Annotated in this window: 21 protein-coding genes; 8 read left to right on the forward strand and 13 right to left on the reverse strand. The window is 71.7% G+C overall.

Annotated elements, in window-relative coordinates:
• Nucleotides 1-95 precede the first annotated feature (95 nt).
• Nucleotides 96-488 (forward strand): hypothetical protein, encoded by a 393-nt coding sequence (locus HNR40_RS31805; protein ID WP_312896590.1) that lies wholly within the window; start codon nucleotides 96-98, stop codon nucleotides 486-488.
• Nucleotides 489-519: 31 nt separating this feature from the next.
• Nucleotides 520-1,458, forward strand: coding sequence for an MBL fold metallo-hydrolase (locus HNR40_RS31810; RefSeq protein WP_184967835.1), 939 nt, complete (start codon nucleotides 520-522; stop codon nucleotides 1,456-1,458).
• Here HNR40_RS31810 and HNR40_RS31815 read toward each other — a convergent pair.
• From HNR40_RS31815 to HNR40_RS31830, 4 genes are all read right to left on the reverse strand, one after another.
• Entirely contained in the window at nucleotides 1,448-2,248 is an 801-nt protein-coding gene (locus tag HNR40_RS31815) for a hypothetical protein (protein ID WP_184967837.1), read from the reverse strand. The genes HNR40_RS31810 and HNR40_RS31815 overlap by 11 nt on opposite strands.
• A 63-nt stretch (nucleotides 2,249-2,311) precedes the next feature.
• Entirely contained in the window at nucleotides 2,312-4,801 is a 2,490-nt protein-coding gene (locus HNR40_RS31820; protein ID WP_312896591.1) for a penicillin acylase family protein, read from the reverse strand.
• A gap of 70 nt (nucleotides 4,802-4,871) precedes the next feature.
• Nucleotides 4,872-5,627: an SDR family oxidoreductase gene (locus HNR40_RS31825; protein WP_184967842.1), complete on the reverse strand. Its 756-nt coding sequence runs from the start codon at nucleotides 5,625-5,627 to the stop codon at nucleotides 4,872-4,874.
• Between the two features lie 59 nt (nucleotides 5,628-5,686).
• Nucleotides 5,687-6,082, reverse strand: a complete 396-nt coding sequence (locus tag HNR40_RS31830; RefSeq protein ID WP_184967844.1) for a winged helix-turn-helix transcriptional regulator — start codon at nucleotides 6,080-6,082, stop codon at nucleotides 5,687-5,689.
• Nucleotides 6,083-6,145: 63 nt separating this feature from the next.
• Here HNR40_RS31830 and HNR40_RS31835 point away from each other — a divergent pair, with 63 nt between their 5' ends.
• From HNR40_RS31835 to HNR40_RS31850, 4 genes are all read left to right on the forward strand, one after another.
• A complete protein-coding gene (locus HNR40_RS31835; RefSeq protein WP_184967846.1) occupies nucleotides 6,146-6,799 on the forward strand; it encodes a DsbA family oxidoreductase in 654 nt (217 codons plus the stop codon).
• A gap of 73 nt (nucleotides 6,800-6,872) precedes the next feature.
• A complete protein-coding gene (locus HNR40_RS31840) occupies nucleotides 6,873-7,211 on the forward strand; it encodes a hypothetical protein (protein ID WP_184967848.1) in 339 nt (112 codons plus the stop codon).
• Between the two features lie 11 nt (nucleotides 7,212-7,222).
• Nucleotides 7,223-8,074, forward strand: a complete 852-nt coding sequence (locus tag HNR40_RS31845; RefSeq protein WP_184967850.1) for a hypothetical protein — start codon at nucleotides 7,223-7,225, stop codon at nucleotides 8,072-8,074.
• Nucleotides 8,071-8,565, forward strand: a complete 495-nt coding sequence (locus HNR40_RS31850) for a hypothetical protein (RefSeq protein WP_184967852.1) — start codon at nucleotides 8,071-8,073, stop codon at nucleotides 8,563-8,565. The genes HNR40_RS31845 and HNR40_RS31850 overlap by 4 nt, the downstream gene beginning before the upstream one ends.
• On the opposite strand, the gene HNR40_RS31855 is transcribed toward HNR40_RS31850, so the two are convergent.
• Nucleotides 8,562-8,972 carry a TIGR03668 family PPOX class F420-dependent oxidoreductase gene (locus tag HNR40_RS31855; RefSeq protein ID WP_184967854.1) on the reverse strand — a complete coding sequence of 137 codons (411 nt, stop codon included), beginning with the start codon at nucleotides 8,970-8,972 and terminating at the stop codon, nucleotides 8,562-8,564. The two genes, HNR40_RS31850 and HNR40_RS31855, sit on opposite strands and share 4 nt — an antisense overlap.
• 116 nt (nucleotides 8,973-9,088) lie before the next feature.
• Nucleotides 9,089-12,151: an ATP-binding protein gene (locus HNR40_RS31860; protein WP_184967857.1), complete on the reverse strand. Its 3,063-nt coding sequence runs from the start codon at nucleotides 12,149-12,151 to the stop codon at nucleotides 9,089-9,091.
• A 49-nt stretch (nucleotides 12,152-12,200) separates the two neighbouring features.
• Between HNR40_RS31860 and HNR40_RS31865 the strand changes: the two genes are divergently transcribed.
• Nucleotides 12,201-12,953 carry an SDR family NAD(P)-dependent oxidoreductase gene (locus HNR40_RS31865; RefSeq protein WP_184967859.1) on the forward strand — a complete coding sequence of 251 codons (753 nt, stop codon included), beginning with the start codon at nucleotides 12,201-12,203 and terminating at the stop codon, nucleotides 12,951-12,953.
• Here the strand turns inward: HNR40_RS31865 and cysS are convergent.
• The 7 genes from cysS to HNR40_RS58120 form a co-directional block, all read right to left on the reverse strand.
• Complete coding sequence (gene cysS / locus HNR40_RS31870) at nucleotides 12,948-14,318, reverse strand: cysteine--tRNA ligase (RefSeq protein ID WP_184967861.1); 1,371 nt, start codon at nucleotides 14,316-14,318, stop codon at nucleotides 12,948-12,950. The two genes, HNR40_RS31865 and cysS, sit on opposite strands and share 6 nt — an antisense overlap.
• Before the next feature lie 15 nt (nucleotides 14,319-14,333).
• The gene (locus HNR40_RS31875) at nucleotides 14,334-16,178 is read right to left on the reverse strand and encodes a sigma factor-like helix-turn-helix DNA-binding protein (protein WP_184967863.1); all 1,845 of its coding nucleotides are present in this window, start codon (nucleotides 16,176-16,178) and stop codon (nucleotides 14,334-14,336) included.
• 47 nt (nucleotides 16,179-16,225) lie between these two features.
• Nucleotides 16,226-18,046, reverse strand: coding sequence for a UvrD-helicase domain-containing protein (locus HNR40_RS31880; RefSeq protein WP_184967865.1), 1,821 nt, complete (start codon nucleotides 18,044-18,046; stop codon nucleotides 16,226-16,228).
• A 4-nt stretch (nucleotides 18,047-18,050) separates the two neighbouring features.
• Complete coding sequence (locus HNR40_RS31885; protein WP_221341068.1) at nucleotides 18,051-20,120, reverse strand: hypothetical protein; 2,070 nt, start codon at nucleotides 20,118-20,120, stop codon at nucleotides 18,051-18,053.
• Nucleotides 20,121-20,265: 145 nt separating this feature from the next.
• Nucleotides 20,266-21,069: a class I SAM-dependent methyltransferase gene (locus HNR40_RS31890; protein ID WP_184967870.1), complete on the reverse strand. Its 804-nt coding sequence runs from the start codon at nucleotides 21,067-21,069 to the stop codon at nucleotides 20,266-20,268.
• 74 nt (nucleotides 21,070-21,143) lie between these two features.
• The gene (locus HNR40_RS31895; RefSeq protein ID WP_312896592.1) at nucleotides 21,144-22,202 is read right to left on the reverse strand and encodes an ABC transporter substrate-binding protein; all 1,059 of its coding nucleotides are present in this window, start codon (nucleotides 22,200-22,202) and stop codon (nucleotides 21,144-21,146) included.
• Between the two features lie 17 nt (nucleotides 22,203-22,219).
• Nucleotides 22,220-22,477 carry a putative acetyltransferase gene (locus HNR40_RS58120; RefSeq protein ID WP_446685792.1) on the reverse strand — a complete coding sequence of 86 codons (258 nt, stop codon included), beginning with the start codon at nucleotides 22,475-22,477 and terminating at the stop codon, nucleotides 22,220-22,222.
• Nucleotides 22,478-22,555: 78 nt separating this feature from the next.
• On the opposite strand from HNR40_RS58120, the gene fdxA reads away from it, so the two are divergent.
• Complete coding sequence (fdxA, locus tag HNR40_RS31900; RefSeq protein WP_184967872.1) at nucleotides 22,556-22,882, forward strand: ferredoxin; 327 nt, start codon at nucleotides 22,556-22,558, stop codon at nucleotides 22,880-22,882.
• Nucleotides 22,883-23,173: the final 291 nt, after the last annotated feature.

The following is a 23,173-nucleotide window of genomic DNA, read 5'->3' on the forward strand; positions in this document are numbered from 1 at the left end:
ATTTCAGGACGTGGATCATTATTCCGACTTGTCAAGATTGGTCAAGGGTGAGTCGACCGAAAACCCCCTACCGAATCCGCCGGGTCGTAAACCTCGTGAACCTGGCCACGCCCCTCGGCCTGCTCATCTCCGTCGTCGGCGGGGCCGTGCGGGAACCCGGGCCCGACGGCCTGATCCTGGCTTTCGGCTACCGCTACCGCTTCCCCGTCGCCGGCGCTTTCACCGTGGGAAACGTCGTCCTGACCAGGCACCACAGCCTCGACGAACGCCTCATCCGGCACGAGGGCCGCCACGCGACCCAGTGGGCCTGCTGTGCCGGGCTCCCCATGCTCCCGCTCTACCTGCTCGCCATGTTCACCTCCCTGCTCATTTGCGGACACCAGGCCTCCTACAACGTGTTCGAACGGCTGGCCAACCTGGATGACGGCGGCTACCCCAGGAAAGCCCCCTGGTGGAGAAGACGCCCACATGGGGATCATTCAGAGTGATCGCTCAGTTACTCAGGGCAGGGGACCGTTCATGACGCAGACCGTTCACGCGCCTCAGTGGCCGGAGGACTTCCGTGACCGCCTCACCGCTCCTCTGCCCGACTTCCGCGAGCTGCTGAGCGCGGCCTGGCACGGCGGATTCCGGCCCGACATCGGGGACGCCGACCAGATTCCCGTGTTGCGCGGCGGCGGCCTGCCACGGGTGGAGACCGGCCAGACGGCCGTGACGTGGGTCGGCCACTCGACGTTCGTGGTGCAGGTGGGCGGTCTGACGGTGCTGACCGATCCGGTGTGGTCGCGCCGCATCCCGGGGACCCGGCAGCGGCTCACGCCCCCCGGTGTGGCCTGGAGCGACCTGCCCAAGATCGACGCCGTGGTGATCAGCCACAACCACTATGACCACCTTGACGCGCCCACCATCCGCCGGCTGCCCCGCCACACGCCCATGCTCGTGCCCGCCCGGCTCGGCCCGTGGTTCACCCGGCGGGGGTTCAGGCAGGTCCACGAGCTGGACTGGTGGGACTCCACGAAGATCGGCGACGTGCGCTTCGACTTCGTGCCCGCCCACCACTGGAGCCGCCGGACCATCTGGGACACCTGCAAGACGCTGTGGGGCGGCTGGGTGATCGGCGAATCGGTCTACTTCGCCGGTGACACCGCCTACGGGGAACGGCTGACGCAGATCGGCGAGCGCTACCCCGGGCTGGACCTGGCGCTGATGCCGGTCGGCGCCTACGAGCCCAACTGGTTCATGAAGACCTCCCACGTCAACCCTGCCGAGGCCGTCCAGGGGTTCCTGGACGTCGGGGCGAGCCGGATGGCGACCATGCACTGGGGGACGTTCCTGCTGTCGGGGGAGGAACTGCTGGCCCCGATCATCAGCACGCGGGCCGCGTGGAGCGCGCTGGGGCTGCCGCGCGAGAGCCTCTGGGACCTGGCCGTGGGCGAGTCCCGGACGTTCACGCCCTGACCCGCGCCCTGACCTTGGCCAGCGCGAGCGCGCCGATGCCGAGGCCGGAGACCGCTCCGGCCGCCAGCACCGAGGCGGTCGACGGGCCGACGATCGTGATGCCGGCCAGGGCCAGGCCGGAGACGACCGCGGAGAGGGCCGCGTAGATCCAGACGGCCAGCCGTACCACGGAGAGGTCGGCGACCAGCCACGCCAGGGCGGGCAGGAGCAGGATGCCGTGCATGAGGACGGCGTGCGCGGGCTTGAGCGAGCCGGCGAGCAGGTAGGCGGTCCGGGGGTCGCCGCTCATCACCTCGACCAGCCCGCGGGCGATCATCACGCCGCCGAACGCCATCGCGAGCAGCAGCGTCACGAACCCGGCGCGGACCGCGAGCAGCATCGCCGGAGCGGCCTCGGCATGGCGGCGGAACGCGGCCACGGTCATGACGACCACGCTCACGATGAGGACGCCGCCGCCGGCCGCCAGCGTGCGGGCGATCAGCGCGTCGAGCGGCGTCTCCATGTTGAAGTGGGACGGCACGCCGCGCCACGCCTGCAGCGTGATCAGCGACACCTCGACCACCGAGGCCGCGGTGAACGCCCCCATCAGCCACGTACGGCCGCGCAACCGCACCAGCGAGGTCACCCAGGCCAGCGTCAGCACGCTCAGCCCGAACGACAGCCCGAACGTGAACGGCTTGCGCCACCCCACCGGCCCGTCCCAGGGGCCGCCGGACACGGCGAGCAGCCCGAGGTGGAACAGGCCGGCGACGACGAGCAGGGAGCCGATCGGGTACCAGAGGCGGTTCATGCCTCCAGGGTCGTGCGGGACGCGGCGCCGGGCATCGGCGCCGCGTCGTGTTCCCGGCTACACCTAGGGATGTAGGCGCAGGGTGTGGACACGGGCGCCGAGCATCGGCAGCAGCCTGCCCTGGGCCCACAGCTCCGTCTGGTCCCAGTAGTTGGCGTGGTAGGCGTGGCCGGAGGCGCCGGTCAGGTTGATCCACTGCGACTTGGCCAGGTCGCTCAGGTCGATGATCATGCGCATCGAGGGGACGGCGTTGATCTCGTAGCCGATCTGCGCGTTCCAGCCGGTGGCGTTGACCGCGTCCTTGCTGCCCGCGACGCTGACCGGGCCGCGGTTGAACAACATCTCGATCGGGGCGATGCCCGAGGTGCCGAACGTGGCGTTGGTGAGCCGCAGCGTGTGCAGGTCGCCCCAGCGCCACTGCTTCACCTCGGCGCCGAACCGGTCGGACAGCTCCTGGTAGGCGTCGGCCATGGCCTGGCGCAGCACGTCGTCGCGGGTCTCGGTGCGGTCCTTGGTGGTGGTCACGTCCCAGAACGGGTCCTCGGGCGTCTGGAGGAGGTTGCCCACGACCTCGAACCAGCGGTCGCCGCCGGCCGGGCGGGCCTGCTGGGGGAGGTCGTCGTCGAACAGGCCCTTCAGCAGGTGGCGCCAGACGGCGTTGAAGTAGGCGGCGGGGGCCGAGTCGAGGGTCTGGGAGCCGTCCCAGTCCTTCAGGAGCTGTCGCGCCTCGGTGCTCGGACCGGCCAGGTTCACCTGCATGAGCGCGGGGACCAGCGTCGCGGCGAAGCCGTTGCGGGTGTCCTGCTGGATCCTGGACATGGCCGCGGCGTCCAGCTTGCCCTTCGCGATCTCGGCCTTCAGCAGGTCGACGATGCGCTGGGAGCGGTAGCCGTACGCCCAGTCCTTGGTGAGGAGCGGTTTGTAGCGGGCGGGGTCGATGACGGCGTTGTTGGCCGTGACGATGTAGCCCTCGGTGGGGTCGGCGACGCTGGGGAGCTGGTCGTAGGGGATGGGGGCGGTCTTCCAGTCGTACTCGCCGGTCCAGCCGGGCACCGGCCAGGTCCCGTCGCCCTTCTCCCTGACCGGGATGCGCCCGGGGGCCTGGTAGCCGATCCTGCCGTCGGTGTCGGCGTACACGAGGTTCTGGGCGGGCACCTCGAACAGCGCCGCGGCCGCGCGGAACTCGTGCCAGTCGGCGGCCTGGTTGAGGTCGAAGATCGCGTCAGCGGTACGGCCCGGCATCAACGCCGTCCACTGCAGGGCCACGGCGGTGGCCTCGCCGGAGGGTTTCACGCTGGCCATGACCTCGTTGACCAGCGGTCCGTGCCGGGTCGAGCGGACCGTGATCGTCACCGGGGCGCCCCCGGCCACCTTGATCTGCTCCTGGCGGGTCTCCAGCTTGGCCCAGTCGCCCTTGTAGAGGTAGGTGTCGTCCTTGACCTGCTCCAGGAAGAGGTCGGCGACGTCGGGCCCCAGGTTGGTGAAGCCCCAGGCGATCTTGTCCGTCTGCCCGATGACGACGCCGGGCACGCCGGAGAAGGTGAAGCCGGTGACGTCGAACATGCATTTTTCGGATTTCTGCCGACAATGCAGGCCGGCCTGGTACCAGACGGACGGCATCGCGGGCGAGAGGTGCGGGTCGTTGGCCAGCAGCGGCTTGCCCGACTTCGTGTGCTCGCCGGAGACCACCCAGGAGTTCGACCCGATGCCCTCGCGCTCCGCCGTGCCCATCGAGCTCGGGACGGCGTCGAAGGCCTGGGCGGCCCGGCTCAGCGCGTCGGCGCCGTCCGTGCGCGGCTGCGCGGTCTCGTCGAAGCGGTCCTCGGAGATCGCGCCCTGGGTGACGATCGGCTGGTGCTCGCCGTACGGGTAGCCGGGGTAGAGCTGCTCGACCCGCTCGCGGGGCAGCTTCGTGGCGGCCAGCGCCCGGTCGATCTCGTCCTCCATGTTGGAGCGCAGGTCCCAGGCCATGGCCTTGAGCCAGGCCACGGAGTCGAGCGCCGACCAGGGCTCGGGCTTGTAGCCGGAGTTCTGGAGCTTCAGGACCGAGTACTCCAGGCTGCGTTGTGAGGCGTCCGGGTTGGCCGCCAGCCAGGCGTTGACGCCCTTGGCGTAGGAGTCGAGGTAACGGCGGGTACGTTCGCTGAGCATCGGCAGCTCCTGCTCGGCGATCTTGCGCCAGCCCATCGTCCTGATGGCCTTGTCGTTGTCGAGGGTGGCGGCGCCGAACATCTCCGACAGGCGTCCGGCGGTGAGGTGCCGACGGAAGTCCATCTCCCAGAAGCGGTCCTGGGCGTGCACGTACCCCTGGGCCAGGAACAGGTCCTCGGCCGTGTCGGCGTAGATCTGCGGGATCCCGTAGGCGTCGCGCCGCACCTCGACGTTCCCGGCCAGGCCTGCTACCTTGATCTCCCCCTCGACCTGGGGAAACGACTGCCGCACGATCACGGTGACGACCCCGGCCAGGACCAGACCCAGCGCCAGGACGACAGTCACGATCCGCGCCAGCCACCGCAACGGCCACGGCAGCCCGGCATAGGGCCTAACCCTCACGAATACCTCCATCTCACCAGCTCGCACCCAGTGTGACACCAGCGAACCAGTGCGACGGTCCTCTCTCAGGTCAGGCCCGCTCTCCCAGGAACGCCTCCCACGTACGCCGGCCCGTCGTGCCCCCGGTGAGCGTGAGGTTGTCCCCGGCCCGGTAGGCACGTCCCGCCTTGCCCGGCATCCGGACCGGCAGCATGAGCCGCCGCTTCCCGGCCGTGGCCAGATATCCGCGTACCAGGTCGCCGATCCCGTAGACCGAGGGCCCCGCGAGGTCGGCGACCAGCCCGGCGGGTTCGGCCCGGACGAGCTCCACCAGCCGCTCGGCCACGTCCCGCGCGTCCACGGGCTGGAACCGCAGCCCGCCGGGCACCGGCACGACCGGCATCTTCGCCATGGCCGTGGCCACCTTGAGCGCGAGGTCGTGGAACTGGGCGGCGCGCAGGATGGTCCACGGGACGCCCGACTCGATCACCGCCCGCTCGGCCGCCAGCTTGTTCCTGAACCACCCCAGAGGCACCCGGTCGGCCCCGATGACCGAGATGAACACGATGTGGCCGGCCCCGGCGGCGCGCGCCGCCCGGGTGAGGTTGCGGGTGGCCACGTCGTCGCCCTTGGCCCCGCCCGCCAGGTGCAGCACGAGGTCGGCCCCGGCCACGGCGGCGTCGACGCCCTCGCCGGTGAGGAGGTCGCCCTTGACGTAGGTGACGCCGTCCTCCACCGACGGGCGCGGGTTGCGGGTCAGCACCCGCACCTCGGCCCCGGTACGGCGCAGCAGCGGCAGCACGAGGCGCCCCAGGGTTCCGGTGCCTCCGGTCAGCAGGATGGTCATGATGTTCTCCTCCGATACGCGGTTCCGATTCGTTGACGGACCGCGGCGGAGAAGTGTGACTAGAGACGCGCGTCGTGCCGTTCCTGGGCGGCCATGACCTCGGGCGTGTGCGTGGCGATCCAGCCGAGCAGCGATCGCAGCGGTCCGGTCAGGCCGGTGCCGAGTTCGGTCAGCGAGTACGTGACCTTGGGCGGGACGGACGGCTCGACCTCCCGATGGACGAGCCCGTCGCGGACCAGCCCGCGCAGGCTCTGCGAGAGCATCTTCTCGCTGATGCCGCCGATGCGGTCGCGCAGCAGGTAGAAGCGCAGCGGTCCGTCGCGCAGCGCCACCATGATCAGCATTCCCCAGCGGCTGGTGACGTGGGTGAAGACCTCGCGGCCCGGACAGTCGTTGTTGAACGCGTCACTCAGCGGGTCCGTCAGCGCGCCCGTCTCCAGGTTTCCGACCTCCATGGCCTGACCTTACCTTGAGGTACGTCCTTACGGAAAGTTAGCCCAGTTCCTATCGTGAGCCGCATGACTGACATCACCGTCGACATCTGGTCCGACCTCGTCTGCCCCTGGTGCTACATCGGCCATCGGCGCTTCGAGCACGCGCTGGGCGCCTTCGAGCACCGCGACGCCGTACGGGTGCGCCATCGCAGTTTCGAGCTCGACCCGCACGGCTCCACCGAGCCGACCATCACGCTGCCCGAGCGGATGCGGCGCGACCTCGGCCTGCCCGCGCCGCAGGCCAGGGCGGGCATGGACCGCGTGGCCGCGCTCGCCGCCGAGGTGGGCCTGGAGTATCGGCTGGACCTGGCCCATCCGGTCAACAGCTTCGACGCGCACCGGATCCAGCACGCCGCCGCCGACCGGGGCGTGGGGCAGGCGGTGCGGGAACGGCTGATGCGGGCGTACACCGGCGAGGGCGCCAACGTGGCCGACCATGCGAGCCTGGTCCGGCTGGCGGAGGAGGCGGGGCTCGACCCGGAGTTCGCCGCCGAGGTGCTGAAGGGCGACGACTACGGCGACGCCGTACGCGCGGACGAGGCCGAGGCGCTGCGCCACGGGGTGAGCGGGGTGCCCGGCTTCGTGTTCGACGGCCGCCGCGTGGTCTCCGGGGCGCAGCCGTCCGAGGTGTTCACCGAGGAGCTCCGCACCGCCTGGCGGCGAGCCGAGCGTCGATAACCAAACAAAAGCCCTGTTCCCTAGCGTGATGCCGCAGTGTCCCCGTCCTTTCCATCGAAGAAAGAGGACGATCATGAAGAAGCCCATCACGCTGCTGCTGGCCGGGTTCGCCGCGGCGGCGGCACTCGGCGCCGCCCCGGCCTCCGCCACCGCCCAAGGGCGGCTCGTGCTCACCACGGACACGGGCACGTCGCGTGTGGTCACCTATGCAAGTTGCGCGCAGCCGTCCAACACCGTGGGCGTCAACGGCCTGGTCGCCTTCCAGAACACCCCCGCGCCCGGCTGCGCCGTCTCTTTGCGCAAGGGCGCCCAGTCACACGTCCTGTGCGTGGGCCACGGCGCGATCCCCGCCGCCTTCCGCGACGGAGCCACGATCCGCATCCAGCAGGGCGCCAGCTTCCCTTGCCGCTGAGCCGGTGGCCGGTGTGGGTGCTCCTGTGCGCCGGGCTGGCCTCCTGCGCGCAGGAACCCGCGCGTGAGCTCACCGCGGCCGAGTACGCCCGGCTGGAAGGCGCGGAGCAACTGCTCATCCAGAGTTGCATGATCCGCGCGGGCTTCCGCTACCAGCCGCCCGCCGCCCCCGACGGCGACGCGCGGCAGCTGAGCCTCCTGCTGCTGGAGGACGTCGGCTGGGCCAGGCGGAACGGCTACGGCGGCCGCATCCAGCGGGGGATCCTCGCGGCCCGCCCGCACGATCCCAACCGCCTTTACCGGGAGAGCCTGGCCCCCGCCCAGCGTGAACGCTACGACGCCGCGCTGAGCGGTGGCCGCGACACCAAGATCCTGTCCGCGCGGCTCCCCGGCGGCGGGACGATCAACAACGCCATGGGCGGCTGCCGTGGCGCGAGCAAGGACCGGCTCTACGGCGACCGCGCCACCTGGTTCCGCCTCGACAAGATCGCCTCCAACCTGCAGCCGCTCTACCTGCCAGAACTCACCAAGGACAAGCAGTTCGTGGCGGCGCTCGCGGCCTGGTCGGCGTGCATGCGCGGGCACGGCCACATCTACGCGTCCCCACCCGAGATCCGGGCCGCCCTGCCCGGCCTCACCGCGAACCTGAAGCCCGGCGACGCGCACGCGGCCGAGGTGAAGCTCGCCGTCGCCGAAGCCACGTGCGCGCGCTCCTCCGGCCTCGCCGGTACGGCTCGCGCACTCCAACCCCACTACCTGGCCACGGCCGCGCGGCCGTACGCGGAAGAGCTGGCCGAGCACGGCCGGATGCTGCTCGCGGCGCTGGAGAAGGCCAAGAAGACACCCGAGGAGATCGCACCTTGAGCAAGATCCGCTTTTCGCTGGCAGCCGTCGCTCTGGCGGGCCTGGCCACGGCGCCCATGACCGGCACCGCGTCGGCCGACCCCTGGCCGGACCCCACCTGCAGTGAGGTTCAGACATCCGCGGGAGACGGATACGTCTACGCGTTCCCCAGCCAGAACTGCCAGGGCCAGCGACTCGGCCGGGCGCAGGGGGACGACCCCGACTGGGGCCAGCCCGGCGGCGGGTTCACCGACATGGACACCGCCTCGGCCCGGTCGGTGGTCAACAACGGCCAGGAAGACCCCTACGACATCGTCGCCCTCTACGACTACACCGCCTACTCCTGGGAGTGGGGCTACCGCTGCCTGGACCGGGGCGACTGGGTCACCGACCTGACCGCCCACACCTTCACCGCCAAGCCCAACGGCACCCGCACGAAGATGGCCTACGCCATCTCCTCCCACAAGTGGGTGCAGCGCTCGGCCTGCGCCGCCGGCAGCTGGATCGGCTAAGGGCTCGTGTAGGCCCAGCCCGTCCAGCGTTCCACCTCCACCACGACGTACGGCCCGCCCGGCGGCACCCGCCGATACTGCTCGTACCTGCCCAGCAACCCCTGGACCGGCCACTCCGCCTCGACCCTCGCGAGCCCGTCGGCGCGTACCCACCACAGGCGGGTCCAGTCGTCGTCGTAGTGGTCGGCCAGGAGCGCCACGCGGGGGTTCTCCCTGATGTTGCGCAGGCGGCGCAGCTCGCGCGTGCGCTTCGGCTTGTGGTCGACGGCGATCACCACCCGGTCGCCGTCCAGCGCGAACGTCACCGGAACCAGGTGCGGCGCCCCGTCGGCGCCGACCGTGGCGAGGCGCGCCACCCGCTCCCCGCCGAACAGTTCTCGTGCTCGTTCCGTGTCGATACTCCCCATTCTCGGCAACGTATGTGCAACCTCGCCATTCCTAGCCTGCTTTAGGCGCCGCCCCCCGCATGCGGACAGGTGCGCCACCGGGCGGACGGTCCCTGCCATGCCGTCCGCCCACCCCATCAACTGAGCCCGAGCTCGCGCTCGGCCACTTCGGCGCGGGGCGAGGCGTGGCCGCGGGAATAGGAGGCGGCGAAGCCGTCGTCCACCTGCGCCGCTGCCGAGATCCGGTCCACGTCGGCGCGCTCGCCCGCGGGCAGCGGCGCTCCGGCGGACTCGCGGGCGGCGGCAGCGGCGCCGAGCAGTTCCGCCGCGCGGCGTGGGTCGCCGCCGAGGGCGTGCACCCCAGCCAGGCCCTCGAAGGCCAGGGCGACCGCGCGGGCGTCGCCGGTGCCCAGGGCGACGGCCAGACCTTCGCGGTGCAGGTCGCGGGCGGCCGGCAGGTTGCCGCGCTGCTCGGCGGCGAACCCGCGCTCGGCCAGGACGAAGGCGAGCCCGTCGGTGCCGCCGAGCCGCCGCCACCACTCGGCCCACGGCCGCAGCCGCTCCTCCGCCAGGTCGTAGTGGCCCTGCCGCCGTGCCACCAGCCCCAGCCCCACCTGGGCGAACTCCATCGCCGCCTGGTTGGCCTGCTCATCGGCCAGCCGTCCGGCCCGCTCGTGCAGGCGTCCGGCCTCCGCGAGGTCGCCCTTCAGCATGGCGATCCGGCCCAGAGCTGAGAGCCGGAAGGACAGCTCCGTCCACAGGCCCAGCTCCTCGGCCGCGCCCAGCGCGTCGCGGTGCAGGCGGGCGGCCAGGTCGTAATCGCCCACCACCTCGGCCAGCGTGCCGAGGATCTCGGTGGACTTGAGCTGCCCCCACCGGTCGCCGGCCGCGCGGAAGAGCGCGTGCGCGCGCTCGGCGTCGCGCCGCCGGCCCGCCATGTCACCCGAGAACCCCGAGCGCGCCCGGCACATCAGCACCGCCGCCTCGCCCCACGCGTCGCCCGCCTCAAGGAAGGCCGCCAGCGCCCTGCCCAGCCGCCGCCCGACCACGTCCTGGTCGCCGAACCCCCACTGCGCGAACGCCAGCAGCCATTCGCCGTCCGCCGACACCACCTCCGGCTGCTCCTCCACCGCCGAACCGGCGAACAGCTCCAGCGCCGCCCGCCACACCGCCACCATCCCTTCCCGGGCGGGGTCGAGCGAAAGGGCGGCCGCCACCGCGCGCCGCGCCTCCCCGAGCCGTCCGCGCAGGTACCAGTACCAGGCCACCGCGCCGACCAGCCGATGAGCCAGATCGGCCTCACCAAGGCCGACCAGCGTCTCCAGAGCGGCCCGGATGTCCGCCGACTCGGCGTCCAGGATCTTCAGCCAGGCCCGCTGGTCGTGCCCATGCAGCCGGGGAGCCGCGCGTTCGGCCAGGTCCACGTGCCAGCGGGCGTGGCGCAGCCGTACCTCGTCGGACTCGCCCGCCTCGGCCAGCCGCTCGGCGCAGTAGGCCGCGACGGACTCCAGCAGCCGGTACCGACCGCCGGACAGCACCACCAGCGAGCGCCCGACCAGCCGCCCGAGCAGGTCGGGCACGTCCTCAGCCCGCACCTCCCCGCCCGCGCACACGTGCCCGGCCGCGTCCGGCGCACACCCATCAGCGTGTACGGCCAGCCGCCGCAGCACCGTCTGCTCCGGCGGCCCGAGCAGGTGCCAGCTCCAGTCGATCGTGGCCCGGAGCGTCTGCTGCCGGGCAGGCCCGCCGCGCCGGCCCGTGCCGAGCAGCCGGAAGCGGTCGTCGAGCCGGGCGGCCAGCTCGTGGACGGGCATGGTGCGGGCCCGGGTGGCGGCCAGTTCGAGCGCGAGGGGGATGCCGTCGAGGCGGGCGCAGACGGCCTGGACGGGTTCGGCGTCGGCCGGTGTCAGCCGGAGTCCCGCACGGGTGGTGAACAGCTCCACGGCGCTGGGCCCGTCCAGCGGGGGGACGGGCACGACCGTCTCGCCGGCCAGGCCGAGCGGTTCCCGGGTGGTGGTGAGGATCGTGAGCTGGGGCGCCCGGCTCAGCAGCAGTTCGGCCAGCTCGGCGGCGGCCTCGACGACGTGCTCGCAGTTGTCCAGGATGAGCAGCGCGCGGCGGCCACGCAGGGAGTCCGCCACTCGGTCGGCGGCGGTCCCGGCCGAGGCGTCGTCGCGGACGCCCAGGGTGGCGGCCACCAGCTCGGCCACCTCCTCCGGCGACGCGCCGGGCGCCGCCCCGGCCAGCTCGATCATCCACACCTCGGCGGACCCGGCGGGCGCCGGTGCGCAGACGGCCAGGACCAGGCGGGTCTTGCCGACTCCGCCCACCCCGTGCAGCGTGACGAGCCGGGAGCGGGTCAGCAGGTCCCGGATGTCGGCCACCATGTGCTCGCGGCCCACCAGCCCGGCCACCGGGGCGGGCAGGTTGGTGCGTGTCCGCGTCTCCGCCGCCACCTCCAGCGACGGGTCCTGGCTGAGCATCGCCGCGTGCAGTTCCGCCAGCGGTGGCCCGGGGTCCACGCCGAGCTCGGCCGCGAACAGGGCGCGCATCCGCCGGAAGTGGTCCAGCGCGTCGCCCTGGCGTCCGCTCCGGTACAACGCCAGCAGGTAGGCGGCCCACAGCCGTTCCCTGAGCGGGTGCCGGTCGAGAAGGGCCGCCAGCTCGGTGGTCAGCGCGGCGTGGTCGCCCAGCGCCAGCCGTACCTCTGCCTGGTCTTCCAGGGCGGCCAGCCGGGCCGACTCCAGGCCGGCGATCGCGGCCCGCGCGAAGTGCGCGTCGGCGAAGTCGGCGAGGGCGGGGCCGCGCCACAGGTCGAGCGCGTCCGACAGCAGCTCGGCACGGGTTCGCGGGGCGGGCGTGGCGCGGGCGCGGGCGGTGAGGTCGAGGAAGCGGCGGGAGTCCACGGACGTGGCGCGCAGGAGGTAGCCGGGCGGCTGGTGGGCGACGAGCGCGCGGCCGCCGGGCTCGGCCTCCTCCAGGGCGCGGCGGAGCTGGGAGACCCTGACCTGGAGGGAGGCGGCGGGGTCGGCGGGCAGCCGGTCGGGCCACAGGTCGTCGGCGAGCTTGTCGGCCGGGACCGGGCCGTCGTCGTGGATGAGGAGTTCGGCCAGCAGCGTGCGTACCTTGAGCTCGGGGATCCGGACCGGACGGCCGTCGTCCGTCCAGACGGAGAGAACCCCCAGCACCCCGAAACGCATGAGACTCACCCTAAGCGGACCCTAAGCGCCCTTCTTCACAGTGGTCGGCATGACGAAGATGAAGGCAGTTGTGATCGGCGGAACCCACGGCATCGGCCTGGCGATCGCCGAGTCGATGACCAAGAGAGGCGCCGAGGTCCTGGTCACGGGGCGCAACGAGCGCAACCTGGAGAGCGCGGCGCCGCTGGTCGCGCACGCGCTGCGCTCCGACCTGGCGGACATGGCCGACGTACGCGCGCTCGGCCCGGCGGTGAAGGAGTCGCTCGGCGAGGTGGACCACGTGTTCGTCAACGCCGGGATCGCCGAGGGCGGGCCGTTCGAGTCGGTCACCGAGGAGTCCTACGACCGGCAGTTCGCCGTCAACACCAAGGGCGTCCTGTTCAGCACCCAGCAGCTGATCCCGCTGATCCGCAGGGGCGGCTCGATCGTCTTCACCACCTCGGTCGCCGACAGCGGCGGCACGGCCGGGATGTCGGTGTACGCCGCCTCGAAGGCCGCGGTGTGGTCGCTGGCCCAGGTGCTCGCGGCCGAGCTGCTGCCCAGGGGCATCAGGGTGAACGCGGTGCAGCCCGGCTTCATCGACACGCCCACGGCCGGGGTCGTGGGGTTCACGCCGGAGGAGCGGGCGGCGTTCAAGGAGGCGGGCGACCTGGCGACCCCGATGCGCCGCCACGGCACCTCCGAGGAGGTGGCCGAGGCGGCGGTCTTCCTGGCGCTGGAGGCCACCTACACCACGGGCGTCAAGCTGCCCGTGGACGGCGGCATCGGCCAGGGGCTCACCGTCCTCACCGACGGGTCATGACCAGGTCTGACCGTCCGGGGTGTCGGCGACCTTCACGCCCTTCTCGGCGAGCTCGTCCCTGAGCCGGTCGGCGGCGTCCCAGTCGCGGGCCTCGCGGGCGCGGGCCCGCTGATCGAGCAGTTCGGCGGCGCCGGGCGGAAGGACCGGAGCCCTGCCGATCTCGCTGGACAGGTCCAGGGCGAGCACGTTGTCCAGGTGGAGGAACGTCTCGAACTTGGCGCCGGGCGCGACCCCGTCGTCGCGCTCCAGCTCGCGCAGGACGCGCAGCGCCGTGGGGGTGTCGAGGTCGTCCTCGAAGGCCTCCTGGGCGCGTTCGGAGTAGGCGGCGGCGATGGGGGCGCTGGGGTACTCGGCCCACTCGGCCACCCGCGCCCGCCACCGTCTCAGCGTGCGGTCGGCGGCGCGCAGGGTGTCCCAGCTCAGGTTGAGCTGCTGGCGGTAGCGGTGCTCCATGAACGCCAGCCGCAGAGCCAGCGGATCGAGCCCCTGGTCGGCCACGTCCTGGACCAGCACCACATTGCCCGTCGACTTGGCCATCTTGCGGCCGTCGAACAGCAGGTGCTCGCCGTGGACCCAGCGCTGGACGACCTCGCGCCCGGCGGCGGAGTTCGACTGGGCGCGCTCGTCCTCGTGGTGGGGGAAGCGCAGGTCGATGCCGCCGGTGTGGACGTCGATGTGGTCGCCCAGATAGCGCAGCGACATGGCCGAGCACTCGAGGTGCCAGCCGGGGAAGCCGACGCCGCCCCACGGGGTTTCCCAGGTCAGCTCGCGGTCCGCGTGCTTCCACAGCGCCCAGTCGGCGTGGAAGCGTTTGCGCGGGTCGACGCCTTCGACGCGGTGGCCGGGCTGGAGGGCGTCCAGCCGGTTGCCGGAAATTTCGCCATACGTGGGGAAGGTCTCGGCGGCGAAGAACACCGATCCGTCCGGCACCGCGTAGGCGTGGCCCTTCTCCATCAGCTTGACGATCAGCTCGATCATCAGGTCGATGGTCTCGGTGGCGCGGGGGGTGATGTCGGCCTGCCGGATGTTGAGCGCGGCGCAGTCGCGGCGGTAGGCGTCCTCGTAGAAGCGCGCGATGTCCAGCGTGGACTTGCCCTCGGCGCGGGCCTGCATGAGGATCTTGTCCTCGCCGATCTCCGCGTCGTCCACGAGGTGGCCCACGTCGGTGATGTTCTGGCAGGCGCGCACGCGTACGCGGCGGGCCGCGAGCACCCGGCGGATCAGATCCGACAGCAGGTACGTGCGCAGGTTCCCGACATGCGCGAACCGGTAAACAGTCGGCCCACAGGAGTACATCCGGACGACGCCGGCCGTCGGGGTGACGGGTTCTACCTTCCTGGTCCTGGTGTCATAGATCCGCAACATGCCCCGAGCTTAGGCTCACACCCCCAGGAAACCCAGGATGTCCCGGTCGCCCCGCTCGCGCAGCCGGCCGATCACCTCGTCCCGCGTCGAGGCCTCGGGGAGCCCGATCCGCGCCCCGATCAGCTGCAGGCCCTCCAGCTCCGAGTTCACCGGCGCGGTGTAGCCGATCAGGTGCAGCGCGCGGCCGAGCGGCGTCAGCGCCACGTTGGCAGCGGGCAGGAACCGGGTGAGCAACTCGCCGCCGTCGGAGACGGTCAGGAACACGTGGTCGCCCTCGCCGGCCTTGAAGTCGGCCAGCACGTTGCGGATCGAGCCCATCGTCGGCTGGTTGTGCCAGCTGATCACCACGTCGCCCGATGGCGTCGCCGCGGTCAGCTGCCCGCCGGGCGCCATGCCCAGATAGGCCGCGAAGCCCGTCGGCAGCGGCGAACCCGAGCCGCGCAGGTGCTCGGCGTTCACGTCCACCCGGTGCCACCAGCGCCCGTCCCGGCTGCGGAAGCTGCGCCGCGTCTCCGAGACGTCCTTGCGCGGCTGGTACGGCTCAGCCACCTCGCCGGGCGGCGCGGTGCCAGCGACCCTGATCCACCCGCGCTGGGTGCGCTCGAACCCGGGCCCGCCCGAGTAGGCGCGCACCGAGCTCTCGCTCACGTCGTACTTGGCGGTGAGGTTCGTGACGATCGTGCTCACCGAGGCCTCGCCGCCGGCCCGCTCGATCTCCCTGGCGATCATCTCCCTGATCCCCAGGTACTCGTCGCCGCCCCAGCGCGTCAGCCCGTACTTGTTCCTGTCCACGCGCAGGAAGCGCTCGTCGGCGGTGAGCTGGTTGCGGATGCCGACGAGGCTGTAGTCCTCGCCGATGCGCTCCTGGATCTCCTCCGGCGACAGCGGCCGCCCGGCGACCGACAGGACCGCCTCGGCCTTCTCGTTGATGCTGCGCGGCCACGGCACCACGTGCCCGTCGAGCACCCGCAGCTGGGGCACGGCCAGGATCCACCGCTCGGCCACGTCCTCGCGGACGCCGAGCTGGGTGACCATGGAGACCGCCTCGCCCAGAGGCCGAGGGCCGTCGGAGAACAACTGCCTGGTCTTCTCCCGCAGCTCGTCGCCGCCGCCCGCGACCAGCCAGTCGTCGGACTGCTCATAGCCGGTCAGCAGCGTCCGGACGAAGCGCCAGGTCGGGATGTTCAAGGTGGCGAGCTCGCCGCGGTGCCACGGCACCGCCGCCGTCAGATCGTCAGCCGGTACGGCGGAGCCGAGCCGCCCCCGCAGCCACGTCACGTGCGCGACCAGCGGTGCCGCCTCGGGGCTGCCCAGCCAGGCCTCCACGTGGTCGCGCAGGTCGCGCTCGATCTGCCGGATCCGCTCGCGGGTCACCGAGAAACGCTGGGCCAGCTCGTCGAGCGTGGCGCGCTGCGCCGCGTACAGCCGGTCGCGGGCGATGGCCCGCTGCCGGTCGTCGAGCGCGGCGAACAGCGCGTCGATGAGCTCGGGCACCGGCCGGTCGGCCCGCACCTCTGGAACGCGCTCGGCGACCGGCTCAAGCAGCCGCTCGAAGACGCGCACGAACATCTTCAGCACCGCGTCACGGCCCAGGGACTCCGGCGTGCGCTCGGCCTCCACGGGGTCGGAGAAACGCAGGAGGGGCAGGATGTCGCCGAGGGGGAGGTGCCCCCAGAAGGCCACGGCGAGGTCGGCGAGGTTGCCCGCGACGGTCTGCGTGCCCGCGAGCGCGCAGGCACGGTCGATCGGGATCGCGTGCCACCATGCCTCAGGCAGCTGTGGTTCTTCCGCGATCGGCGCGATCTGGCTGGGAGAGGTCCAGCGCAGGGGTGGCGCGAGGTCGCTCAGGCTGAGATTCATTGGGGTCCAACCGGCAAAGGGAAGTATCCGCAGTTCAGACTATGTGATCAGAGGGAGAGAAATGGGCTTCCTCTCCCTGAATGGGATATATAGAGCATCGACCTGGCCCGGGTACAGGCCACGTAAAGCACGCTTCGCTCGCGTTGCAAGGCCCGCGCGCGCTCCGCCGGGTCCTGCGGCGGGGTTTCCGGTACGACACCCTCCGTCACCCCGATGAGCGCCACACGTTCGAACTCCAGGCCTTTGAGATGGTGGAACATCGCGACCGGGACGTCCAGCCCGCCCAGCGCCTTCTTGGCCGCCCGCACGAGCTTCATCGTCCGCGCCGCCACCGCGATCGCGCGGGCCGAGACGCCCTCGTCCAGCCACGAGCGCACCGTGGTGGCCAGCCCGGCCAGCTCCGCCTCGGGCGTGTCGTAGGCCCGGACCATCGGGCGCTCGCCGTGCCCGGTGCCGCGCAGCCCGTACATGCCGGCCAGGCCCTTGACCAGCCCGTCCGTCGGGCCGCCGCCGCGCAGCCGTACCCCGAAGGAGAGCAGTTCGTGCGGCAGCCGGTAGGAGACCCGCAGCGCGTGCTGCACGGCCGGAATCCCGACCGAGCTCAGCGTCACCCGCGTGTCGGTGATCCGCTGGTGCGGGTCGCCGACGATGAAGAGGTCGTCGTGCGCGCGCGGCACCACCGCGCGCAGCAGCCGCCACTGCACCGGGCTGACGTCCTGCGCCTCGTCCACAATCATGTGACGGTACGGCTTGCGCCCAGGATCCACGTCGTCGAGCAGATCTCCCGTGGCCCGCCCGAGCAGCACCAGCGCCTGCTCCGTGAGCTCGGCCAGCGACCTGGCCCCCGCCCCCGCCAGCACGGGCCGGCGGCCCTCGGCGTCGGCCACGATCCGCACCGCCAGCCGCTCCGGGTTGTCCACCTCGATCCGCTTGCGGATCACCTCGTCCTTGACCAGCAGGTCCAGCCGCCCCGACAGGTCCTCGCACAACCCCTGCGAGAACGTCATCAGCAACACCCGCCCACCCCCGTGCCTGGCCAGGTGGGCGGCGCGGTGCAGTGCCAGGAGCGTCTTGCCGGTTCCGGCGCCGCCGATGACCAGCACCGGGTGGTCGTAGCGGGCGGACCTGGCCAGCCGATGCTGCGGCGGGTGCAGGAACGTGCACCAGTGAGGCGCCGCCAGCACCTGGTCGAGCTCCTCTGCGTCGGCAGCGAACACCGCGCGGTCCGGGCTGCGTTCCAGAGCCGCGTGCAGGTCGTCCTGGTCGACCCAGCCGGTCGCGCCCTCGACGGCGCGGCAGGCGTCCAGCTCGCGCCACGCCTCCGACATCGAGCCGCCCCGGCCCAGCACCGCCAGCGGCAGATGCTGCGTGGGCGGCAGCAGCGGCTCCAGCGCCGCCACGTCCGCCTCGGTCGTGATGAGCCTGACCAGCGGCAGCACCCGCGGATCCAGCCCCAGCGCGAGCAGGTCGCCGTCGCAGATCGGGTCGAACAGCCTCGACGCCCCCGCCGAGCGGCGCAGCGCCGGCTCGACCCGCTCCAGGGCCGCCGCGTCCCACTCCTCCAGGACGCCGATGACCGGGTTCACGCCGTAGCGGTGGCGCTGGGCGAACGACCAGGCGTCCGGGTCGGGCAGCAGGGCGCGCAGCCAGTACACCTCGCGCTGGCGCACCACGACGCCGCGCTGCCCCTCCGCCAGGCGCAGAGTGGCCACCCGCGCGTCCCTGGCGCCCCTGACCCTCTCCGGGTGGGGCGCGCCGTTCTCGGTCAGCAGGAAGCGGCGCAGCGCGCTCACGGCGCTCTCACGCACCGGCGCTGCCAGTGCGCTGAGCCCCCGAGGGAAGTCGGGGCCGATCGCGAGCCGCGGCACGGGCTCAGTCCAAGAGATCGAGCAGGTCGCGGTCCCCGCGTTCACGGAGCCTGGCGAGCACGTCGGGAAGGGCCACCGGGCCGGTCATCCCGATCCTGGTCGCGATCACCCGCGCGGCCACCTCGAGCCCCGCGTCCGGCGCGGTGTAGCAGACCAGCCGGAGCGCCCTGGTGATCTTGTCGGCGCTGGGTGCGGCCACCGGCAGGTGCCTGGCGCGCAGCACGCCCTCGTCCGACAGCGTCAGGAACACGTGCCCGCCCTCCTTAGCCCCGACATCCACCAGCAGGCGGGAAACCGACTCCAGCACAGGACGCCCGTGCCAGCTCATCGTCAGCTCACCCGCCGCACTCCTCACCATCCTGCTCTCACCCGGCGACAACCCCAGATAAGCGGCGAACCCGGTCGGCAGCAGACACTCCGCCCCGCCCAGATGCTCGGCCGTGACGTCCACCCGCAAATACCAGCGGCCGTCCGGCTGGCGGAAGCAGCGCCTGGTCTGGGAGACGTCCTTGAGCGGCTGGTACGGCTTCGCGGCGTGCTCGCCGTTCTGCTCGCCTTCACCGGAATCATGCGGCGTGAACGCCCCGAACCTGACCTGCTCCTCAACCGGAGCCGCCACCTCGACCGGCGGCGCTTCCACCACAGGGCTCGGAGCGGCTTGAACGGCCTGAGCGGTCGCCCCCGCCAGCGTCACCTTCACGAACTGCCACGCGGGGACCTCCAGCGCCCGGATCTCCCTGGCGTGCCAGTCCGCCGCGCCGATCAGCTGATCGCGGGGTGCGGTCGCACCGATCGTGCCGCGCAACTCCTCAAGATGTGCCCGGTACGGCGCGGCCTCGTCGCTGGCCAGCCACCGCTCCAGCCGGGAGCGCAGGGCGATCTCGGTGGCGTTGATCTCGGCCGGGGAGACGGCGAACAACTTGGCCAGCTGCTCCACCGCCGACGGCTGGTCGGTGAAGACCCGGTTCTGCGCGACGGCCCAGCTCTTGTCGTCCAGATCGGCGAAGGCGGACTCGATCAACGCCGGCAACCTGGGCCCGGGAACCTCCTCCGGCCCACCATCAGACGCGTCCTCGGCCTCGGGTGCGGGCTCGTCGGCCTCCGCCGGCTCCGCGTCCGCCCCTACCGGCTCCTCGGCGGCCTCCTGCTCAACCTCGGCCACCGGCTCCTCGGAGTCGGCCTCCTCAGCCTCCTCAGCCTCCTCAGCCTCGGCCTCCTCCACCTGTGCGGCTTCGGCCTCCACCGCTTCGGGCTCGTCGGCTTGGGGCTCTGCGGCTTGTGGCTCATCGGCTTCGGCCTCTGCGGCTTCAGGCTCGTCGGCCTGAGGCGCTTCGGTGTGGAGCTCATCAGCCTGACCGACGGCCACAGGCTCGTCGCCCACGGCCTCTTCCCGATGTTCCGCTGCCTCCGGGGCCTGCACGGCCTCCTGCGGCTCCTGGGCGTCCTGTGCCGCCCCGGCGCCCTCTTCGGCGCTCCGCGGCTCCACGGCGCTCTGGGGCTCTCCGGCGTCCCGGGGCTCCTCGGCGTCCCGGTGCTCCTCGGCGTCCCGGTGCTCCTCGGCCACCGGGTCCGCCGCCACCGGGTCCGCCGCCACCGGGTCCGCGGTCACCGGCTCGGCCACGGCCACCACGACGGCGACGGGCTCGGCTGCCGGGTCGGGCGTCGGTCTGGCGACGCGGCGGGTTTCCGGGGCGGGTCTGGGGGAGGGCGCGAGCCGTACCAGAACTGCGGAGAACAGTGTGTTGAGCACGGGACGCGCCTGGATGAACGGCTGGTCCATCAGCTCACGGCTGGTCAGCGCGAGCAGCCCCGTCCACGATCCCGCCCGGTCGAGCGCGATCGCCACCTGCGGCTCGTCGGCGTCGTCCGGGTCGAGCACGTGGAGGGCGGGCAGCACGTCGCCGATGGCCGCGGCCGGCCAGTGTTCCAGCGCGATCTCGGTCAGCAGTTCGCCGAGGGATTCGGGGCCGATCGCGGCCAGCACGTGCGGCATCGGCAGACTGCGCCACCATGCCTCGGGCAGGTCCGGCTGCCCGTGAAGAAGTGTGATCGCCGACGCGTCGCTCCACCTCAACGGTGGTACGAGGTCGCTCAGGCAGAAATTCATCCTGTTACGTTCACCCGTCCCTCACGCCGCCGTAGCGATCCAGCCATACGTTCGCAGCCCACGGAACAGACCATAGTCCGGCAAAACGCCCCTACGCATCATGGACTACGCATCAGCGCTTCACGGCAGCGAAGCGTAGACGCACGTAGTCGGCCATCCAGCCCGTTTCCCTGCGAAGGGCGGGAGCGGCCAGTTCGTTGACCCGCCGGAGCAGCGGATCGACGATCTCGGGCGGCACCCCGTCCAGCACCGACCCGGCGAACATCCGCACCCAGTCGGCGGCGCCACCCGGGCACTCGTCGAGCGGGGTGGGGCGGTCGAAGTGCTCCAGCAGGCGGACCACGAAGCCCTCCTGCTCCAGCCGGGAGGCGTACGCGGCCGGGGTGGGGAAATACCACGGGAGGTCCGGTTCGGGCAGGCCGTACTCGCGCCAGGCGGTGTGCATGGCGGCGGTGAGTTCCGCGCAGTTGCCGGCGCCGCCCATCTCGGCGACGAAGCGCCCGCCCGGCGCGAGCGCCTCGCGGACACTGGAGATCACCGCGCCCGGGTCGCGGCTCATCCAGTGGAGCGCGGCGTTGGAGAAGACGGCGTCGTAGGCCTGGGCGACGTTGAAGTCGTGGCCGTCGCCGACGATGAAGTCGATCCCGGGGTACTGCGCGAGCGCCTTCTCGATCATGGCGGGGGAGCCGTCGATGCCCAGCACGTGGGCGCCGCGTAACGCGATCTCGGCGGTCAGCACGCCGGTGCCGCAGCCCAGGTCGAGCACGCGCTCGCCGGGCCGCGGATCCAGCAGGTCGACCAGGGGCGCGCCTCTGGCGGACACGTATCCGAAGCTGCTGTCCAGAGTGCGACTGGTCCACCGCTCCAAACTCGGTGCGTCGTAGCGCAAGACGATCAGCTCACAATCATCAGACATCGGGCCCCCGCGGCCGTGCTGTCGCTCACTGTAGATGCTGAACGTCTCTCACGACATATCCCGTCACAGGGGTCTCATCGCATACTGTGCGCCCATTCCCGCTTGAGGTACGACTTTGCGGCATCTGCCTGCGGAATCGTGAGAAGGAGCGGCGGGCCGGGTGCGACCGGAAGTTTCGCCGCCTGCTCGGTGTCGAGCGTGCCGCGCATGAGCATCGCCTCGCCGCGGGCCGGACGGGCGTACCCCTTCTGGAGGAGGTTCTGGCCCTCGTCGGAGAAGAGGAACTCCTGCCACAGCCGGGCGGCGGCCGGATGCGTCGCGTCCTTGTTGATCGCCTGCACGTAGTAGCCGCCGAGCGGGGCGTCGCGCGGGATCGTGACCTTCCACGCCTCGGGGTCCTCGGCCGCGCGGGCGGCGTTGAGGTGGTCCCAGTCGACGACCACGTTCGCCTTGGCCGGATCGGTGAGCCTGCCGGCCTGCTTGAGCTTGGCGAACAGGTCAACACCGCGGGCCGGCTGCGGCGTGCCGGCCAGCATCGAGGCGGCGATCACGCCGTTGAACGCCGACGCGGCCTTCAGCGGGTCGCCGGCCAGCGCCACGGTGTAGCCGGGCTTGGCCAGGTCGGCGAAGGAGGCCGGCGCGGCCACCGCGCGCGGGTCGTAGCCGATGGACATGTAGCCGCCGTAGGCCGCGTACCAGGCGCCCTTGGCGTCCTTGACGTGGTCGGGCAGGTCCTGCCAGCCCTGGACCTTGTACGGGGCGAACTTGGCCGCGTTGGCCACCGCCACGTCCAGGGTCAGGTCGAACACGTCGGGCTTCAGCTGGGCGGCGGACTGGACCTCGCGGGCGCTGCTGGCGCGCGGTTCGAGCTCGGTGACCTTGATGCCGTACTTCTCGGAGAAGGTGTCGATGATCTCCCCGTAGTTCACCCAGTCGCGGGAGAGCGCGACCACGGTGAGCGCGCCCTCCTGCTTGGCGGTCTCGGCCAGGCGGTCCATCGTGGTGAAGCCGTCTTTCAGCGAGGCGGCTTTCATGTTCACCGGAGGCAGCGGCTTTTGCTCGGTCGTCGGGGACGCGCCGCACCCGGCGCTGACGAGGATGGCGGCTACGGCGGCGCAGGTACGTACTGTCACACAACGAATACTTGCCGCTACATCCGCCCAGGTCGAGGAGGCGCGGCCGGGACCACCTTGGCCGCGACCAGGGATTCCTCGGCGATCTCCACGATCGTGCCATCCCGTTTACGAACCGTGAGGACGCCGTCGTCCCACGATTCGAGAACACCGACCGCATCGCGGAACCCGCCGGGCACCCGCCTACGCGTGGTGATCCGTACCCCTATATCCGCAGATGTGACCCTGATTGTCAGGCGAGCGGCCACGAGTTTGGCACCCTCCGTTCCAGCCACTTGGCTAGCACGGCAATACTAGGGCTTAGCAAACCGCGGTTGGAGTCGCGCCATGGTGCGGAGAAGAAGGAGCTCGAGGTGACCTACGTCATCGCGCAGCCTTGCGTGGACGTCCTTGACAAGGCGTGCATCGAGGAGTGCCCCGTCGATTGCATCTACGAGGGCGAGCGCATGCTTTATATCCACCCCGACGAGTGCGTGGACTGCGGCGCGTGCGAGCCTGTGTGCCCCGTGGAAGCGATCTTCTACGAGGACGACCTTCCCGAGCAGTGGAAGGAGTACTACAAGGCGAACGTGGACTTCTTCGAGGACCTGGGCTCGCCCGGTGGCGCCTCGAAGGTCGGCAAGATCGACAAGGACCACCCGGTCGTCGCCGTCCTCCCCCCGCAGGCCGAGGACCACTAGCCGTCTCGCTGTCTGAGACGCTGGTTTATCTGTTACGGCAGGCCACCCCCACGCCACCCGCCGCACCTGGCGGGCGCCGATCGTGGGGGTCGCTTCTCACGCCGGACGTGGTCCCCGCCGTCACGGCGTTTCGTCGACCCCTTGGACCGGCAACCCCGCCGTGCCCCCGATCAAAACCCCGGCCCCCTGGCCGCGCCCCCCGCTCAAAACCCGGCACCCCGATCGGCACCCCGGTACCCGACCAAAACCCGGCCCCTGGCTCCGAAGCCCGGCCCCTGGCTCGAAGCACGG

Source organism: Nonomuraea endophytica, assembly GCF_014203235.1.
GTDB classification, from domain to species: Bacteria; Actinomycetota; Actinomycetes; order Streptosporangiales; family Streptosporangiaceae; genus Nonomuraea; species Nonomuraea endophytica.

What these genes read in the sequence shown, in the direction of transcription:
- HNR40_RS31855 (WP_184967854.1), bottom strand. Translation starts at nt 8,972, where the DNA reads ATGGGGAGTATCGACACGGAACGAGCACGAGAACTGTTCGGCGGGGAG.
- HNR40_RS31825 (WP_184967842.1), bottom strand. Translation starts at nt 5,627, where the DNA reads ATGACCATCCTGCTGACCGGAGGCACCGGAACCCTGGGGCGCCTCGTG.
- HNR40_RS31815 (WP_184967837.1), bottom strand. Translation starts at nt 2,248, where the DNA reads ATGAACCGCCTCTGGTACCCGATCGGCTCCCTGCTCGTCGTCGCCGGC.
- HNR40_RS31860 (WP_184967857.1), bottom strand. Translation starts at nt 12,151, where the DNA reads ATGCGTTTCGGGGTGCTGGGGGTTCTCTCCGTCTGGACGGACGACGGC.
- HNR40_RS31890 (WP_184967870.1), bottom strand. Translation starts at nt 21,069, where the DNA reads ATGTCTGATGATTGTGAGCTGATCGTCTTGCGCTACGACGCACCGAGT.
- HNR40_RS31835 (WP_184967846.1), top strand. Translation starts at nt 6,146, where the DNA reads ATGACTGACATCACCGTCGACATCTGGTCCGACCTCGTCTGCCCCTGG.
- HNR40_RS31810 (WP_184967835.1), top strand. Translation starts at nt 520, where the DNA reads ATGACGCAGACCGTTCACGCGCCTCAGTGGCCGGAGGACTTCCGTGAC.
- HNR40_RS31830 (WP_184967844.1), bottom strand. Translation starts at nt 6,082, where the DNA reads ATGGAGGTCGGAAACCTGGAGACGGGCGCGCTGACGGACCCGCTGAGT.
- HNR40_RS31865 (WP_184967859.1), top strand. Translation starts at nt 12,201, where the DNA reads ATGACGAAGATGAAGGCAGTTGTGATCGGCGGAACCCACGGCATCGGC.
- HNR40_RS31875 (WP_184967863.1), bottom strand. Translation starts at nt 16,178, where the DNA reads ATGAATCTCAGCCTGAGCGACCTCGCGCCACCCCTGCGCTGGACCTCT.
- cysS (WP_184967861.1), bottom strand. Translation starts at nt 14,318, where the DNA reads ATGTTGCGGATCTATGACACCAGGACCAGGAAGGTAGAACCCGTCACC.
- HNR40_RS31840 (WP_184967848.1), top strand. Translation starts at nt 6,873, where the DNA reads ATGAAGAAGCCCATCACGCTGCTGCTGGCCGGGTTCGCCGCGGCGGCG.